Raw genomic sequence first — 16,515 nt, forward strand, 5'->3', positions numbered from 1 at the left:
CGACGCTACCCCCGGGGCCGCGGCCCGACAACCGGCCGAACATCGGACTTCGCGGGCTTCAACCCTGCGCGTACATGTCCCAAAAATCACACTGCTCCGTGCGTACACCGTTGAATAGATCCGGCGGCTCGTCGAGCAGCGCGCCGTCGTCGTCCGCGGCCACGTACGCCGGCCAGGTCAGGTCCGCGCCGGCCGGGTCGCCCGTCGCCGCGAAGCGGGCCCACGCCCCCTGCAGCCGCTGCGAGATCGCCAGGTCGTCCGCGTTCGGCTCGTACTGCAGCGGCTCGGGCAGCACCGCCCCCCAGGCGGCGAAGATGTAGATCAGCTCGAGCCCGTGGAACGCCGCCGTCTCGGCCTTCGGCTGGGCGTCGTAGCCGTCGTAGGCGAAGTGGTAGCGGAACACCGGCGCGTCCTGCCCGGCGTCGGCCGCCCGCGCGGCCCGGCGCGCCCCGCAGATGAACTTCAAATCGGAGGTGAGCGCCACGTAGGCCGCCTGCCCGTCGTCGCCGTAGTCGGCCGCCGGATACTGCGCCAGCACCATCGCCGCCAGCGGCCCGAAGGTCGCCTGCACCAGCGCCTCGTACTGCGCCACAGTCAGCGGCGGCACCCCCTTGGCCGTCTCGTCGGCGTTGGCCCCGAACATCAGCGGCATCGCGTTATGTGTCCCTTCGGACATGGCCTCGAGGGCAGGCTTCGGAATCACCGCCCCGTCGACGTGCGGCCCCCAGCCCTGCCCGAGCGCCGCCACGTCGGGGTAGCCGTCGGGCTGCAGCGTCAGGATGTCGGCGACCGCCAGGCCGCGCAGGCACGCCGCCGGGTCGGGCGCCTCGGCGCAGCCCGACGCCTGCAGCCACGGTGCGGCGATGTCGGCCTCGTACTTCGCCAGCGTCCGCTCGTTGCACGATCCGCTCTGCACGATCGCCCGCTGGAACAGCCCCGCCGCGCGCGGCGAGCCGATCAGGCTGCACGTGTTCACTGCCCCGGCCGACTCGCCGAACAGCAGCACGCGCTGCGGATCGCCGCCGAAGCCGGCGATGTTGTCCTGCACCCACCGCAGCGCCAGCACCTGATCGAGCAGCCCGTAGTTGCCCGAGACCTGCTCCGGCGACTCGGCCGCCAGCGCGTCCGCGGTCAGAAAGCCGAGCGCGCCGAGCCGGTAGTTGAGAGTCACCACCACCACGTCCTGCGCGGCTGCCAGCGCCGCTCCGTCGTACAGCGGGTCGTCGCTGCCGCCGGTCGCGTTGCCCCCGCCGTGGATGAACACGAGGACAGGTCGCTCCCCGCCGCCGGTCGCCGGCGTCCACACGTTGAGCGTCAGGCAATCCTCTTCGCCGAGCATCGCCACCACCTGTCCCTGCGCGCTCTTCTCGACCTGCGGGCAGCGCGGCCCGAGCTCGGTCGCCGGCGTCAGTTCTGGTACGCACATGCGCGGCTGCGGCGGGCGCAGGCGCAGCTCGCCCAGCGGTGGCTCGGCGTAGCGGATCCCGCGGAACGCGACCACGTCGGCCAGCTGCTGGCCCTCCAGCGCCCCGCCGGTCGTCTGCACGATCGTCGGCCTCGGGGCGACGTCTGCCCCGCAGCCGCTCGGCCCGACGCTCGTCGGCGCCTCACCGGTGGACTCCGGACCCGTCAGCCCTGTCGTCGATCCATGCGTCGTCGGCTCGGCGGTCGTCACCGGGCCCGACGCATCGCCGGTCCCGCTCGTCGTCATCGTCGACTCGATCGCCGACGAGTCATCCGTCCCGCTGCTCGACGCCGCAGTGCTGCAGCCGAGCACCGCGGTCGCCATCCACACCGCCAAACCTTCGCGCATCGCCATCGCCCGCAGGATGGCCGGCCGCCTCACCCCGCACAAGCGCGACGGCCTCGCGCCGCGTCACGGAGCACACGACCACGCGCGCGGACCTCCGCGCCCGCGCGGCGCTCCGCTCACAACAACGAGCCCGAGCGCGCCGTACACGACCACGCGCCGAAGAACGTGTACTCGCGCTTGCACTCCGCCAGATACGACCCGCCCTTCGTCTGGAACTGGTAGGTCCGCCCGGTGACCCCGGTCTGGTGCCCGTTCGGCTCGGCGTTGCCCGCCAGCTCGCACGCCTCCGGCGTCTGGTTCAGCGCCTTGCACACCGCGTTGCGCGCCTCGCCCTGCGTCTCGCGGAAGTTCTGCGCATTCACGTACCCCTGGTAGCCGATGAACAGCGAGATCGCGAAGATGAGGTACCAAATGAACTGGCGCATGACGGGCATGGTCGCACATCGCTCGCGCCCGCGACAGCCCCCCGAACCGCGTTCGAACCCGACGCGGCCGCAGCGCTGCGGCCCGCGCCACCGGACTCAGAAGCGCACCGTCAGGCGCAGCGTCCCGAGCAGATAGCCCGGCGTGAGGTTCAGCGACTTCAGCTCCGCGAAGCGGACGTTGTAGCGGAACTGGGCCCCGAAGCTCAGGTGTCGCCGCACCAGCAGATCGACCGCCAAGCCGAGGTACATCTCGCCGATCGTCGTGACCTCGCAGATCCGCGCGCTGTTGCACTTGAGCCCGACGTCGCACGCACCGTTGGCCATACACGCTTCGCCGCGCTGCCCCGTCACCCCGCCCGTGGGCGTCACCACCCGCAGGCCCGCCACCCCGACCTCGATCAGCGGCAGGAAGCGCCCCAGGTCGAGCGCGAACACCGGACCGACGCCGTAGCTCATCACGTGAATCATGCCCGGCGGCGCCGTGCGCACGACCTCCATGTCCATCTGCGCCCGCTCCTCGCCGACCGGGTGCCCCGAATAGACCCCCATCGCGCGGACCCAGATCCAGCGCCACGCCTGCACGTCGAACTCGGCGCCCACGCCCGCCCCGTGCAGCCGCGGCACCTGGTTGTTGCCCGTCGTACGGCCCTGGAACGGCAGCCGCAACATCGCGTAGGTCGGCGCGACCGTCAGCGCGAACCGCCGCCGCGCCGACCACCCCTGACGAATGTCGGGCCGCGTGCGCGGCGGCGTGGTGCCGATCTGATTGTTCGGCGGCCGCATGAATGGTGCGTCGTTCGGATCGATCGGCGGCGGGGGCACCTCATCACGCGCCAGACTCCGCACATTCGCGGTCCCACCATTCGCAGGGCCCGAGGCCGGGGCGACCTTGGGCTGCGGACCCGCCTCGACAGGCTTCGCCTCGCCCTGCGGCACCGGCTTCGCCTCGCCCTGCGGTTCCGTCCCGGTCGACTCCGCCGGACCCGCGTCCGCCTGCCCCTCGGCCTCGGTCGTCGGCGGCTCCCATGGCGGCAGCTCGGCCGCCTGGGCCACCGCGGACATCCCCAGCGCGAAGACCAGCGCGACGAGCGAGAGCTGCCCGGATCCCTGTGTGCGCACGCCGGGCAATCCTGCCCCAGGCTACCACGTCGCCGCTCGGCGCGTGAACCGCTCGCCCGTCCAGATGTAGGCAAATCGCCCACCAGCCGCAGCGAAACCCCTCTCCAACCCCGTCCAGCAGCGAATTCCACGCCACACGTCCCGCCAGCAGCCCCCCACCCGAAAACCCGCCGCCCCGCGCGCGCCCCTCGAACCCGCCTCACCCAAGCCGCCGACGACGAGCCACTCTCTCCCGAATGTCCCCGAGGACATTTCCATTGGGACATTCTCTTAAAAACATGCCCTTTGAAACATGTTCATGAAGACATTCTGTGTTGCTGCCGAGTGCTCTCGGAGATGCCACCGCGTCCGCCATCCATCTTCTCGAGAAACAACACTATCCCGCGAGTCCACCGATCTCTGCGAGAGACGATGCCGGCCCGCGTGCGAGTCAACTATCACCCGCGCCCATGTTCCGAGAAACAATACTATCCCGCGAGCCCGCCAATCTCTGCGAGCGCCGATGCCTTGCGACCTGCGAGCCCCCTGTCACATGCGCCCGTCAGCCATCCATCTCGCTATGAGGCGAGCAAGCCGCCCGCGCATTCGCACCGGCGTTCGGCCTGCCGGCCTCTGCCGAGCCGAGCGCCGCCCTCGCCTCCGCTCACCCTCCGCTCACGCAAACCGCAGCCCCGTGCCAGGGCGTGCAGCGTCCCTGCGCGCACGGGTTGTCCTCATCACACGACATGAAGCAGGCGTTGCTCGCGAACGCATGCACCTGTCCCTCCGGACATCCCGGTGCGAACAGCGGGTCGTGGCGCACGCACCCCAGCAGCGCCTCGCACGCCTCCTCTCCCGCCCGGGAGTACGCCGCCTCGCACGCCGGGAACAGCGCAGGGTCGCCCCACATCTCGTCGCAGACATCGCAGCGGCACAGCGCGTCGGGCGGGCGCGTGAACGTCAGCGTCCGCTCCGGAGCCTCCGGCCGCGCCGTCACCTCGACCTGCAGGCGCTCGCCTTGCCAGCGGATCTGCAGCTCACCGCCGCCGTCGAGCCGATACAGCTGCGCCCTCAGCGGCGAACCGCTCGCCAGCGGCGTCACCAGAGTCATCCCAGTCGCCGTCGTCATGCGCATCGCCGCCGGCGAGCCGCCCTCGACCACCTCGATCTCGCGGACCGGCTCGACATCGTCGGCCGCCGACAGCCGCAGCTTGAGCCAGCCGCCGAGGTGCTGCGCCGTCCCGGTCGCCCACCCCGAAAACGGCACCGCCTCCACCGCCTCCCACGCCCGCTGCGTCGGCGCATGACCTGTCCCTTGGGGCAGCCCCGACTCCGGCGCCCGCGGCGGCAGGGGTCGCGCCAGCCGCTCGGCCAGCGCCTCGGCGACTGCAGCGTGACCGCGCGCGGTCAGGTGGGAGTCGCCGTCGAGGAACGCCCCCGGCTGGGCTGCGCGCAGCGCCGCGGTCGCGTCGACGCTGCGGATCCGCAGCGCCTCCGCGTCGGCCACCAGGTCGGTCAGCAAGATCTGCGACGGCCGCATGTCGGGCCCCTGCGTGACCCCGTACTTCGCCCACTCCCCCCCGTCGACCTGCACGTCGAGCGGCAGCAGCACCACCACCAGCTCCGCCCCGTGGCTCGCGCACAGCGCCTGGAACTCGGCCAGGTACGCCGCGAACACCGACTCCGGCCGCTGCCTGGGCGCGCTGCGGGCCAGCTCGGCCATCACCGCCTCGCGCGACTCGGTCAGCGTCGCCGCGGCCGCCTGCAGCTCGCGCAGCCTGGCCGCCTGCGCTCTGGCGAGCTTCCGCTGCTGCTTCTTAAAATTTTCACGAAGACCCACCGCGTCGCGGATGAGCTCCGCAGTCAACGCGATCGACCGCCCGCTCACCGCCATCCGACTGTCGACAATGTCGCCCGGCCGACCCGCTTCATCGCGCCAGAACTGTTCCGATTCGCCGGACCGCAGCACCTCCGCGCGCTCGCCCTGCCCCTCCTGCTGCGCCTTCAGCGGCCCGCCCTGCTCCTCGTGCGCCGCCGCCCCGGCCTGCTGCGCCTGCGTCCGCAAGCTCGCGTGCACGAGGTCCTCCCAGCCGCCCTCCGACGGCGTCCCCGGATCGAGCAGCCGCTCGCCCGCCTCCTCACTGTGAACCGCGCCCACCGAGCTGCGCACGTGCAGCCACCGGCGCAACGCGTACACCGCGTGTGACCGCGACATCAGCCACCCTCGCCCCGGGAACTGAGTCACCTCGGTCGGCGCCGTCTCGCGCCGCACCGCCCAGCCGTCCCACACCGCATGGCGCTCGCTGTTGGGCCGCCCCAGCTCGAACGGGTCGTCGACGAAGTCGAGCACCACCACCACGGTCTCGGGCCGGCGCCTCACCAACAGCTCGCGCGCGACCTCGAGGTACTCGCGCGGTCCGTAGGTCGGCACCCCCGCGCCGATCACCGGACGACCTGTCCTTTCAGCCAGCCTGTCCGCCAGCGTCTCCTCGTCCTCGACCCCGAGCCCGAACACCTGCGAATCACCGACCACCACGATCTCGCGGCTCTGCGGCGGCTCGGGCCAGTCGGCCCCGCGATAACCGCTGGCGTTGACGTGAATCGTCGTCCGCGGATTGCGACCCAGCTTGAACCGCATCGACGCGCCCGGCTGCAGCCGCACCCCGAGCTGCGGATCTTCCACATAAAAATTCACGTGCGGAAATGCCCCCTCGTCGCGCGCCCGGAATGCGCACTCCGTGGCCGCCAGCTTGAGCCCGAGCCCCGCCACGATCAGCGCCGCGATCCGTCGCCGACGCCGGCGACGATCGGCAGCGGACTTCGGTGCGCGCGGACCTTGAGGCATGGGCGGAGGCCGCGCGGACCTTCGACGCCGCGAGGACTCCGCACCTTAGCACCGCTACCGCCGACCCGCGAGCCGCCCGGCGCCGCGCCCGCTGCCCTCATTGCTGCTACGGGCAATTCATCGACGTGACCGTCTGGCCCTGCGTCGGCACCCCGCACTCGACGAAGCTGAGCTCGATCGACTGACACTTGGCCTGCCCGCAATTCTCCTGCCGCATCACGTGCGCGTGCGGCCCCGTCGAATAGCCGGTCGAACCCGACAGCCCGATCGTCTGCCCGCGCGTCACCACCTGCCCGAGCGACACGTGGACCTCGTTGAGGTGCTTGTAATAGCTCGACGTATTGTCGCCGTGCAGGATCACCACCAGGTTGCCGTACGGCCCGCACTCCGGCCCGCCGCCGTTGTAGCAGGGGTCGCCGGGCCCGGTCTCGTCGAAGATGTGGTGGACCGTGCCGTCGGCCATCGCCAGCAGCGGCGTCCCGAGCCCGAGCCCGAAGTCGAACGCGTAGAAGTCCTTGCCCTGGTGGCTGACCCCGCCGTCGTTGCCCTGCGTGACCTTGGCCGACATCCCGCACGCCAGCGGCAAGAAATAGCCCTCGGGCGGGGCCGGCGGCTCGTCGAGCGTGCAGGCCACGAAGCCCGAGAACACGAAGCCGTCGGGTCCGGCGATCTGGTACCACAGCGAATTGCCGTCGATCGCCTCGCCCGCGACCGCCGCCACCGTCTCCACCAATTGACCGTTGGCCAGCGTCGCCACCGGCTCCTCGGCCGTCGACGGCGACGGCCGCACGTTGAGCACCTCGCCGGCCGGCACCATCACGCGCAGCCGCGGGCAGTCCGCCAGCGGATCGCCGGTCGTCGACGACGTCGTCGACGCGAGCCCGCCGTCGCTCGTGGTGGTCGTCGCCTCGCCGCTCGTGCTCGAGGTCGGCGAGCCGGTCATCCACGCGTCGCTGATCGGGCCCGGGCCCTCGCTGCCGCTGCTCGTCGTCAGCGCCTCGGCAGTGGTCCCGAGCGGGCCGGGGAACGTCGTCGTGAGCGGGCCGGCGCTGGTCAGCAGCGGCTGAGAATCGCCGCAGGCGACGATCGTGAATGCGAGCAACCAGCGGCGTTCGAGGCGCATGCTCTCGGGTTACCGGATCGCCCGCGCGATTTCAAGCGTCGATGCATCCGCATCGACCTTTCAGCCGCGCGGCCGGTCATCGCTCGCGGTCCTCACCGACGCGGGGTCCCCGGGCCCCGTGTTAGGCTCCGCGGCTGAACGGGATGCTCGCACCACAGCGATTTTTCATCACCGGATGTGCCAGCGGCATCGGTCGTCACGCCGCCGACGTCCTCCTCGCGGCCGGCCACACCGTATTCGCCACCGACGTCCGGCTGGAGCCGCTGCGGGACTTCGCCGCCGCGCGCGAGTGGCCCGGCGAGCGCGCCCACTGTCGCGGCCTCGACGTGCGCGACCCGGTCGCCTGGGAGGCCGTGTTCGACGAGGCCACGCGGGTCATGGGCGGCGTCGACGTCCTCCTCAACGTCGCCGGCTACCTCAAGCCCGGATACTGTCTCGAGGCCGATCCACTCGAGGTCGATCGTCACTTCGACATCAACACGAAGGGCGTCGTCCACGGCACCCGCGTCGCTGCCCGCCACATGGTCTCGCGCGGCCGCGGCCACATCATCAACGTCGCCTCGCTCGCCAGCCTCGCGCCGGTCCCCGGCATCGCCCTCTACAGCGCCTCCAAGTACGCCGTGCGGGCCTTCTCGCTGGCCGCCGCCCAGGAGCTGCGCCCGCGCGGCGTGGCCCTCACCGTCGTCTGTCCCGACGCGGTGCAGACCCCCATGCTCGACCTCCAGCTCCACTACGGCGAGGCCGAGCTGACCTTCTCCGGCTCGCGCCTGCTCACCCCCGACGACGTCGTACGCGCCATCGTCGACGAGGTCCTGCCGCGCCGCCCGCTCCTCCTCGCCCTGCCGCGCTCGCGCGCCCTGCTCGCGCGGATCGCCGACCTGTTCCCGCGGACATCCCACTGGATCGAGCCGCTGCTGCGCAAGATCGGCCGCGCCCGCCAGCGACGCATGCGCGGCGAGCCCAGCTGAGCCCACCACATGTCCCGAGAGACAGCCACGTCGAGCTGCCTCTCGGGACATGTCCTTCGCGACATGACACCCATATCTGTCCCATGAGCCAGCTCCATCGCCTCCCGTGAGCCCGTCATGAGCACCGACAAGCCCCCGCGAAAGACCCCGATCGTCGCCGCCGAAGCCCCGACGCGCGTGCGGCCCAGCGTCTATCCCCCCGAGTTCGCCAGCAGGGTCGAGGGCCGGTCCAAGCGGCCGCTCGGCGACCTGTTCGGCCTCGTCAACTTCGGCGTCAACCACACCCGCCTGGCGCCGGGCTCGTGCAGCGCGCTGCGCCACGCCCACACCCGCCAGGACGAGTTCGTCTACGTCCTCGAGGGCCGCCCGACCCTCGTCACCGACGCCGGCGAGTTCGAGCTCGAGCCCGGCATGTGCATCGGCTTCCCGGCCGGCTCCGGCGAGGCTCACCACATCCTCAACCTCACCGACAGCGACGTCGCCCTGCTCGAGGTCGGCGACCGCACCCCCGGCGACGCGGTCAGCTACCCGGCCGACGACCTCGTCGGCATCTTCGAGAACGGCCGCTGGCACTTCACCCGCAAGGACGGCTCGGCCTACTGAGCCCCGCGCCGGCGGCCGACCTCGGCCAGCCCGCACGCCCCGCGCGCACCCGCTCTCGGGGACATGACCCGACGCACATGTCCCCCCGGCCATCCCGCGTCGGCCGCGCTCCGCGAAGCGCGCGGCGCCGCGGGACGGCGAGCCGCGCGCCGCGAGAAAGCTCGAAGGCCGTCCGACCCGGGGAGCGGGAGGACGGCCTCGAACGTTGCGGAATGGGAGGGATTCGAACCCTCGGTAGAGTTTCCCCTACACAGGTTTAGCAAACCTGCGCCTTCAGCCTCTCGGCCACCATTCCATGCGCAGTCAGGTTGTCTCGACGCCGCGTCCCGGGGACCCGCGGGGCCTCGGAACCTAGCCGCATCGCTCGCCGGTTGCAAGGGTCCAGGCACGGGCCAAGGTCACACCCCGACCGACAGCACAGCGTCTCCTTGTAGGACCTGGCGCCCCCGGCCACACTGAGCGCAAGTGTCCGCCGCCGTCAGAGATCGGATCGCCGTCGTCACCAGCGAGATCGTCACCGCGGTCGGCTGCTTCGCCGCCGGTCTGGTCGTGATCCTGGGGATCCCCGGGGTCGCCGACGGTCTGCGGGCGGCGATCCAGGCGCTGTTCGGCCGCCCGGTCCTGCCGCCGGACCAGGCCAAGGTCGCCCTCTCGCTGGCGCTGACCCCGATCGCCACCCTCTTCGGCGCCCTCCTCTACGACCGCCTCGGCCGCATCATCGAACCCGGGCCGCTGCCGCCGCTCGTGCCGGCCGCGCAACTGCCCCGCCTGCCCCGGGCGGCGACGATCTCCCTCGTCTACCTCGGCGCCGCCGTGGTCGGCAGCTACGCCCTCGGCTTCCTCATGCAGCTGCTGGGCGCGCCGATCGCCGAGCAGCCGCTGGTCCTCGAGCTGGTGGCCGCCGGCGGCCCGGCCCTCAGCAGCCTGGTGTTCTCGGCCCTGGTGCTGGCCCCGCTCGGCGAGGAGCTGTTCTTCCGCGGCCTGCTGTTCCGGCGGGTCGCCCACCGCGCCGGCATGTGGCCGGGCCTCGCCACCTCGGCCCTGCTGTTCGCCGTCTTCCACGGCAACATCCACGGCCTGGTCATCTATCTGTGGCTGGGGCTGGTGTTCGCCGGGGCTTACGTCGCCACCGGCCGGCTCGCGTGCGCCATCGCCGTCCACTTCGGCAACAACGCCATCACCCTCCTCGCCCTCATGACCGAGCGGTCGACCGGCGGCCAGGGCTGAGAAACTGTGACCTAGCGCTCGTTTTTATCGCGCAAAAGGGTCTTGCTGCCGACCCCGGACCCTGTTAGGTTTCGCCGCCCCTGCACCAACCCTGCAGGGTTTTGCATCCGTAGCTCAGCTGGATAGAGCGTCGGTCTACGGAACCGAAAGTCGGAGGTTCGAATCCTTCCGGATGCGCTGCGAGAGAGGCCCCCAAGCGGGGCCTCTCTCGCTTTCTGCGCGCGCAGATCTCCCGGCCCGACCTGTCCGTCAGGACAGGTCTCGCCGGTCGATCGTCCGGGCGCGCGCCGCGTCCGCAACCGCCGACCTTCGCGTCGCTCGGGTGCATGACTCTTCGGACATGTTTGAACGAACATGCCCGAACGGTCATCTCGCTTCGCTCCAGCACGCGTCGCGACGATGTCACCTGCGGGCGAGGCTCGCGCGCCGCGTGGGGCCACTTGCCCACTGGCGCGCGCCGCCGCCGCGGTGGTAGATTTTCGCGCACACCGCCTATGCTTCGTCCTCGCGCGCTCATCCCCAGTGTCACCGTCGGCCTCGTCCTCGGGGCCGTCGCCTGCAACCTCACCCCGGACGCGATGACCACCGACTCGGGCGGCAGCGACACCGAGGCGAGCACCGACACCACGGGCACGACCGACGAGCCGACCACCGGCAGCCCGACCACCGACGAGCCGCCGACGACCAGCAGCCCGGCCACCACCGACGAGCCCGAGACCAGCACCTCGACCACCAGCGTCGACACCGACACCACCGCGGGCCCGACCACCGAGACCGGCACCACCGGCCCCGACCTCGACAACGTCACGATCTACGACATCCAGGGCGGCGCCGTCCCCGAGAACACCGTCGTCACCGTCAAGGGCGTCGTCATCACCTCGCCGGTCCACATCGACGGCGACGGCAAGGGCACCATCTTCGTCCAGGACCCGAAGGGCGGCGAGCTGTCGGGCATCGCCGTGTTCCTCTACTCCGAGGTGGCGATGAACTTCGGCGTCAAGCCGGGCGTGGTCGTCGACATCACCGGCGAGTACACCGAGTTCTTCGGCGAGAGCCAGCTGCAGGTCACCAGCGTCGACGCGATCGTCGAGGTCGGCCAGGGCGAGCCGCCCGAGCCGGCCGTGGTCGCCGCCGCCGACGTCGCCACCGGCGGCGCCAAGGCCGAGGCCTACGAGGGCGTCCTGGTCCAGGTCGAGAACGTCACCGTCACCAACCCCGCCGTCGACATGAGCGACTTCCAGGTCGACGGCGCGCTGCTGATCAACGACTTCTTCCTGTTCCCGCAGATGGAGGAGCCCACGGTCGTCAACGGCCAGGAGTTCCAGAGCATCGCCGGCCCGCTGCGCTTCAGCTACGACAACCACAAGATCGCCCCGCGCGCCGCCGCCGACCTCGTCTCCGGCATGGTGCCGCAGGCCGAGGAGCACACGATCTACGAGATCCAGGAGGGCGCGCTGCCGGTGCAGACGCCGGTGCTGATCAAGGGCGCGATCGTCACCTCGCCGCTCACCTTCAAGAAGGACGGCTTCTTCATTCAGGACCCGATGGGCGGCGAGCACTCGGGCATCTACGTCTACATCGGCGCCAAGGCCGTCACCGTCAAGCCGGGCGACGTGGTCGACGTCGAGGGCGTGTACGACGAGTACTACGAGAACTCGCAGATCGAGGTCGCCGACGCGGCCAAGGTCGTCGTCACCGGCAACGGCGCCGTCCCGGCTCCCGAGGTCGTGACCGCGGCCGAAGTGGCCACCGGCGGCCCGCTGCAGGAGAACTGGGAGGGCGTGCTCGTCACCGTCGAGAACGTCACCGTCGCCGCGGCCAACATGATGTTCGGCGACTTCGAGCTGACCGCCGGCCTGTTCGTCGACGACATCTTCTTCGCCAAGGCCGACTGGAAGCTGCCGATGGTCGGCGACACCTTCACGTCGCTGACCGGCCCGCTGACGTTCGGCTTCGACGAGGCCCGGCTGCTGCCGCGCACGCCCGCCGACATCGTGCCCTGAGCCGCGCGGGAGATCTTCGTGGACGACAGCGCGCAGCACGCGCTCGACCTTCGATACATGCGCGCCGCCCTGGCGATCGCCGAAGCGGCCGCGGCCGCCGGCGATGTCCCGGTCGGCGCGCTGGTCGTGCTGGACGGCGTCGTCCTCGGCACCGGCGGCAACACCCGCGAGCAGGGCGCCGACCCGACCGGCCACGCCGAGATCGTCGCCCTCCGCGAGGCCTGCGCCGCTCGCCGGCGCTGGCGCGTCGACGGCGCCACGCTCTACGTGACCCTGGAGCCGTGCCCGATGTGCGCCGGCGCGATCGTCAACGCCCGCGTCGCCCGCCTCGTGTACGGCGCCGCCGATCCCAAGGCCGGGGCCGTGCGCTCGCTCTACAACCTGTGCGACGACCCGCGGCTCAACCACCGCCTGGCGATCGTCCCCGGCGTCCTCGCCGACTCCTCCGCCGCGCTCTTGCAAGCTTTCTTCCGCCGCGCCCGCGCCCGCGATAAAACCGGGCGGGGATCGAAGCCGCGTGTCTGACCTCGCCGCCGTCCAGCAGCTCCTGGCGCACGGGCGCCTCAGCATCGACCGCTGCGAGCGCGGCCGCACCACCTTCCTCTCGCACCTCGGCGCCGCCCCCAAGCTGGTGCCCGGCGCCTGGCTCGGCCACCGCGACCTGCTCTACGCCCTCGCGCTCGCCAACCTCAGCCCGAGCCAGCGCCAGAGCCTCGCCCGCGCCGTCCTCGTCGACCACGGCCGCGAGTTCGGCGTCGGCCGCCTGACCCTCCTGACATGTCCTTCGGGACTGCCGCACGGCGGCAGCTCGCTCCTGCTGCGCCCGCGCGGCGGCGGCCCGACCTGCCTCTACACCTGGGCGCTCGGCCCCGGCGCCGGCCTGCCCGCGTGCGAGTGGCTGCTCCTGCGCGCCCTGCCGAGCTGGGCCCTCGATGCGCCGCCGGCCCCGCTCGCCCACGCCGGCCTCGCCACTTTGCACGCGCTCGGTTTGCACGTCGAGATCCTGTGCGCCACCGCCACCTGCGCCCGCCAGATCCAGGAGCACACGCTCGGCGACCTGCCGTTCACCGCCCACCCGCGCTTCGCCCCCCACCTCGACGGCGTGGTCCGCCCCGGCGGCGAGGAGCCGGCCACCATCCGCCTGAGCCCGCACGACGCCTTCGACCCCCGCACCTTCGGACAGGTCGCAAAGAACAGGTCCCAGGAGCCAGACCCGCCGCTCGCCTTGGTCCTCGTCGACGCCCCCCCGGCCGTGCGCGCCGCGGTCGACACCTGGCTCGTGGGACAGCCGGCCCGCCGCAAGGTCGAGGTCGTCACTGCCGGCTGCCCGGGCCGCCTCGGCCGCGACGCCTTCGCCACGCTGTGGCGCAGCGGCGGCCAGCCCAAGGTGCTCCTGCGCGGCGACCCGACCTGGACCGCCCCCGCCCTCGCGTGGCTGCAGAGCCTCGGCGCCACGGTCGCCGCCCAGCACGACGACGGCACCCAGCTCGGCCTGTTCTGAGCGACGACGCCGACGCCGCGAGACCGAGCGCTGCGACGGCCCCGAAACTCGCGCCGCTCTCCTGCCGCCGATACATCCCGCGACGAGCATCGCTCGATCGGCGACGCACCCTCGTGCCGCGGCCGAGGCCCGCGACGGCCCCGCAGACCCTCGCGCCATCTTCCTGCAGCGGACGCACTCCCGGCCGACGACGGACCTCGCGTCACACTCCTGGCGGCGATGCACGCGGCGGCATCCCGATCTCGCCCCCCTGTCCTGCTGCCGAGACATCCCCGCGACGACCCTCGTCGCCACGAATTCCGCGCCGGGGCCCTGAATCGGCGCCGATCGGCGCTGCCGCCCAGCGTGGCCGGATCGCCTCGCCGCTCCCGATTCACCGGGTCCGCGACGCTCGTGGCCCCTCGCCGCCGCCGGCCGCAGCATCGGCCTCCGGCGCGGGAATTCAGCCTCCGCCCGCGCTTCGCGCCGCCCCCCAGAGCGTTTTCGCGCATACCATCGCCGCGACCCGGCCTGGAGGCTCGCCCGGCCTTTCTTTACAATCGCCGCCAACGCGCGAATGGACAATCGACTCCCGCTGCCGCCCTGGTTGCCGCTGATCCTCGGGCTTCTCGCCGGCATCGCCGTCCTCGGCGGGCTCGAGCCCATCTATCCCGGCGCCATCGCCTTGCTGACCGGCGTCGCCGGCTACGTCCTCGGCGCGCACGCCGACAAGCAGCTCGCGCGCGCCGGCGACGAGCGCCAGGCCCTGCGCGAGGTCGAGGCGCGCAGCCACCAGTCCGAGCGCGCCCTCCACGACACCACTGCCCACGCGCAGGGGCTCCAGGCCCAGGTGCAGGACTTGACCGCGCGGCTGCAGAATTGCCAGGCGCACGGCCAGGAGCTGGCCGCGCGGCTGCAGGCCGACGCGCACCAGCTTCGCAACGCCGAGCTCGAGCAGCGCAGCCTCGGCGCGCGCCTCCAGGAGGTCACCACGCGGGCGCAGGAGCAGGCCGGCCGGGCCCAGGCCGCCGAGGTGCGGATCGCCGACCTCGAGACGCGCCTGCACGACGCCCAGACCGAGTCGCGCGCGCTGCAGCAGAGCGTGCGTGGCGGCGTGCCCGAGCTCGACGTCCTGCGCAACGAGCTCGAGACCATCCGCCGCGGCGCCAACGAGACTCGCCACCGCCTCACCAGCGAGCTCGAGTCGGCGCGGCGCGAGCAGGAGGCCACCGCCGCCGATCTCCAGCGGATCCAGGGCCGTCTCGCCGAGGCTCTCAACCAGCGCGACGGCGCCGTGCGCGACGCCGAGGAGCTGCGGCGCATGCTCGACGAGGGCGGCATCAGCAGCCGGGGCATCGACGCCGAGGCCGCCGCGCTGATGCAGGAGCTCTCGGAGGGCCTCGGCACCACCGCCGGCGCGCTCGAGGAGACCTCGCAGGCGCTCAACAACGTCAACGGCGGCCTCAAGGGCATCGCCGACAACGTCGAGCTGCTGGCCAGCAACGCCGAGGAGAGCGCCAGCTCGATCCTCGAGATGGCCGCCGCCAACGACGAGGTCGCCGAGAGCATGCTGAACCTCGCCGCCAGCGTGCAGGAGACCGCCACCTCGATCGAGGAGATGACCTACTCGGTCAAGGAGGTCGCCAAGAACATCGAGGCGCTGAGCTCCACCGCCGAGGAGACCTCGCTGGCGATGACCGCGATGGACACCTCGATCCAGCAGGTCGAGAACAACGCCAACGAGACCGCCGGTCTGTCCGAGGAGGTGGTGTGGGCCGCCGAGGGCGGCGTGGACGCCATCAACCAGACCATCGAGGTCATCAACCTGATCAAGACCTACTCGGCCGACGGCGTCGCCGTCATCAGCCGCCTGGGCGAGCGGATCAGCGAGATCGGCAAGATCCTCAGCGTCATCGACGACGTGTCCGAGCAGACCAACCTGCTCGCGCTCAACGCCGCCATCATCGCCGCCCAGGCCGGCGAGCACGGCAAGGGCTTCGCGGTGGTCGCCGACGAGATCAAGGACCTCGCCGAGCGCTCCGCCAGCAGCACCAAGGAGATCGCCGACATCATCAAGGCGGTCCAGCGCGAGAGCCGGAACGCCGTCGAGGCGGTGCAGCGCTCGAGCAAGTCGGTCGACGACGGCGTGCGCGTCAGCCATCAGGCCGAGGACGCGCTCAAGCGGATCTCCGACGCCGCCCGCCGCTCCACCGGCATGGTCCGCGAGATCGCCCGCGTCGCCGTCCAGCAGACCCAGAACTCCAAGCAGGTCACCGACGCGATCAACGTCGTCGCCACCACCGTGCAGCAGGTCGCCACCGCCACCAGCGAGCAGGCCCGCGGCGCCGAGCAGATCATGCGCTCGGCCGAGAAGATGAAGACGATCACCCGCCACGTCGAGCGCTCGACCCAGGAGCAGACCCGCGGCTCGCGCCAGATCACCCGCGCGATCGAGACGATCAGCGAGATGGTCAGCCAGCTGAGCAAGGCCCACCGCGCGCAGACCCAGGGCGCCGACCAGATCGTCGAGGGCCTCAAGTCGGTCAAGGAGGGCATGACCTACCAGCGCAGCCTCTACGAGCAGCTCAGCTCGAGCGTCGGCGTCACCCCGCCGCGCCGCCAGCCCGCGCGCACCATCAAGCCCGGCCCCGCCCGCATGTGACCCGCGGGGCATGTCCCCCGCGACATGTCCGCGCGAGCCTTGCCCCGCGGACATGCTCTGAAGGTCAGCCGCTCGCCGCGGCGCCTCCAGCTGTCCCTCAGGACACCTCATCTCCCGGCCCTCGTCCGCCTTCGCCGCGCCCCGCCTGCCGCGACCTGAGGTGTCTCACCTGTCCCTCCGGACACCACCTCCCTCCCGACCCTCGTCCGCCTTCGCCGCGCCCCGAACACGACCCGAGGCGCCCCACCTGTCCCTCCGGACATCTCAC

Annotated in this window: 12 protein-coding genes and 2 tRNA genes; 8 read left to right on the plus strand and 6 right to left on the minus strand. The window is 71.8% G+C overall.

What is annotated here, in order from left to right; translation table 11 throughout:
* Nucleotides 1-58: 58 nt before the first annotated feature.
* The 5 genes from OV090_RS39375 to OV090_RS39395 all read right to left on the minus strand — a co-directional run bounded on the left by OV090_RS39375 (nucleotide 59) and on the right by OV090_RS39395 (nucleotide 7,304).
* Complete coding sequence (locus OV090_RS39375) at nucleotides 59-1,819, minus strand: carboxylesterase family protein (protein WP_267709991.1); 1,761 nt, start codon at nucleotides 1,817-1,819, stop codon at nucleotides 59-61.
* A 110-nt stretch (nucleotides 1,820-1,929) separates the two neighbouring features.
* The gene (locus tag OV090_RS39380; RefSeq protein ID WP_267709992.1) at nucleotides 1,930-2,238 is read right to left on the minus strand and encodes a hypothetical protein; all 309 of its coding nucleotides are present in this window, start codon (nucleotides 2,236-2,238) and stop codon (nucleotides 1,930-1,932) included.
* A 96-nt stretch (nucleotides 2,239-2,334) separates the two neighbouring features.
* Nucleotides 2,335-3,357 carry a hypothetical protein gene (locus OV090_RS39385; protein WP_267709993.1) on the minus strand — a complete coding sequence of 341 codons (1,023 nt, stop codon included), beginning with the start codon at nucleotides 3,355-3,357 and terminating at the stop codon, nucleotides 2,335-2,337.
* Between the two features lie 643 nt (nucleotides 3,358-4,000).
* A complete protein-coding gene (locus OV090_RS39390) occupies nucleotides 4,001-6,181 on the minus strand; it encodes a hypothetical protein (RefSeq protein WP_267709994.1) in 2,181 nt (726 codons plus the stop codon).
* Between the two features lie 106 nt (nucleotides 6,182-6,287).
* Entirely contained in the window at nucleotides 6,288-7,304 is a 1,017-nt protein-coding gene (locus OV090_RS39395; RefSeq protein ID WP_267709995.1) for a peptidoglycan DD-metalloendopeptidase family protein, read from the minus strand.
* A gap of 143 nt (nucleotides 7,305-7,447) precedes the next feature.
* Between OV090_RS39395 and OV090_RS39400 the strand changes: the two genes are divergently transcribed.
* Together OV090_RS39400 and OV090_RS39405 are read left to right on the plus strand one after the other, a co-directional pair.
* The gene (locus tag OV090_RS39400) at nucleotides 7,448-8,272 is read left to right on the plus strand and encodes an SDR family oxidoreductase (protein WP_267709996.1); all 825 of its coding nucleotides are present in this window, start codon (nucleotides 7,448-7,450) and stop codon (nucleotides 8,270-8,272) included.
* Between the two features lie 117 nt (nucleotides 8,273-8,389).
* Nucleotides 8,390-8,875 (plus strand): cupin domain-containing protein, encoded by a 486-nt coding sequence (locus OV090_RS39405; RefSeq protein WP_267709997.1) that lies wholly within the window; start codon nucleotides 8,390-8,392, stop codon nucleotides 8,873-8,875.
* Nucleotides 8,876-9,083: 208 nt separating this feature from the next.
* On the opposite strand, the gene OV090_RS39410 is transcribed toward OV090_RS39405, so the two are convergent.
* Nucleotides 9,084-9,170, minus strand: a tRNA-Ser gene (locus OV090_RS39410).
* A 170-nt stretch (nucleotides 9,171-9,340) separates the two neighbouring features.
* Here OV090_RS39410 and OV090_RS51215 point away from each other — a divergent pair.
* From OV090_RS51215 to OV090_RS39440, 6 genes are all read left to right on the plus strand, one after another.
* Nucleotides 9,341-10,102, plus strand: coding sequence for a CPBP family intramembrane glutamic endopeptidase (locus OV090_RS51215; protein ID WP_267709998.1), 762 nt, complete (start codon nucleotides 9,341-9,343; stop codon nucleotides 10,100-10,102).
* A 103-nt stretch (nucleotides 10,103-10,205) separates the two neighbouring features.
* Nucleotides 10,206-10,279 (plus strand) — tRNA-Arg (locus tag OV090_RS39420).
* A 317-nt stretch (nucleotides 10,280-10,596) separates the two neighbouring features.
* A complete protein-coding gene (locus OV090_RS39425) occupies nucleotides 10,597-12,105 on the plus strand; it encodes a hypothetical protein (RefSeq protein WP_267709999.1) in 1,509 nt (502 codons plus the stop codon).
* An 18-nt stretch (nucleotides 12,106-12,123) separates the two neighbouring features.
* On the plus strand, nucleotides 12,124-12,630 hold the full coding sequence (tadA, locus tag OV090_RS39430) for a tRNA adenosine(34) deaminase TadA (RefSeq protein WP_346660413.1): 507 nt from the start codon (nucleotides 12,124-12,126) through the stop codon (nucleotides 12,628-12,630).
* Complete coding sequence (locus tag OV090_RS39435) at nucleotides 12,623-13,606, plus strand: hypothetical protein (protein ID WP_267710000.1); 984 nt, start codon at nucleotides 12,623-12,625, stop codon at nucleotides 13,604-13,606. Before tadA ends, OV090_RS39435 begins: the two co-directional genes overlap by 8 nt.
* A 556-nt stretch (nucleotides 13,607-14,162) precedes the next feature.
* Complete coding sequence (locus OV090_RS39440; protein WP_267710001.1) at nucleotides 14,163-16,247, plus strand: methyl-accepting chemotaxis protein; 2,085 nt, start codon at nucleotides 14,163-14,165, stop codon at nucleotides 16,245-16,247.
* Nucleotides 16,248-16,515: the final 268 nt, after the last annotated feature.

Origin of the sequence: Nannocystis sp. RBIL2 (assembly GCF_026626745.1) — a bacterium.
In the GTDB taxonomy this organism is placed as follows: domain Bacteria; phylum Myxococcota_A; class Polyangia; order Nannocystales; family Nannocystaceae; genus Nannocystis.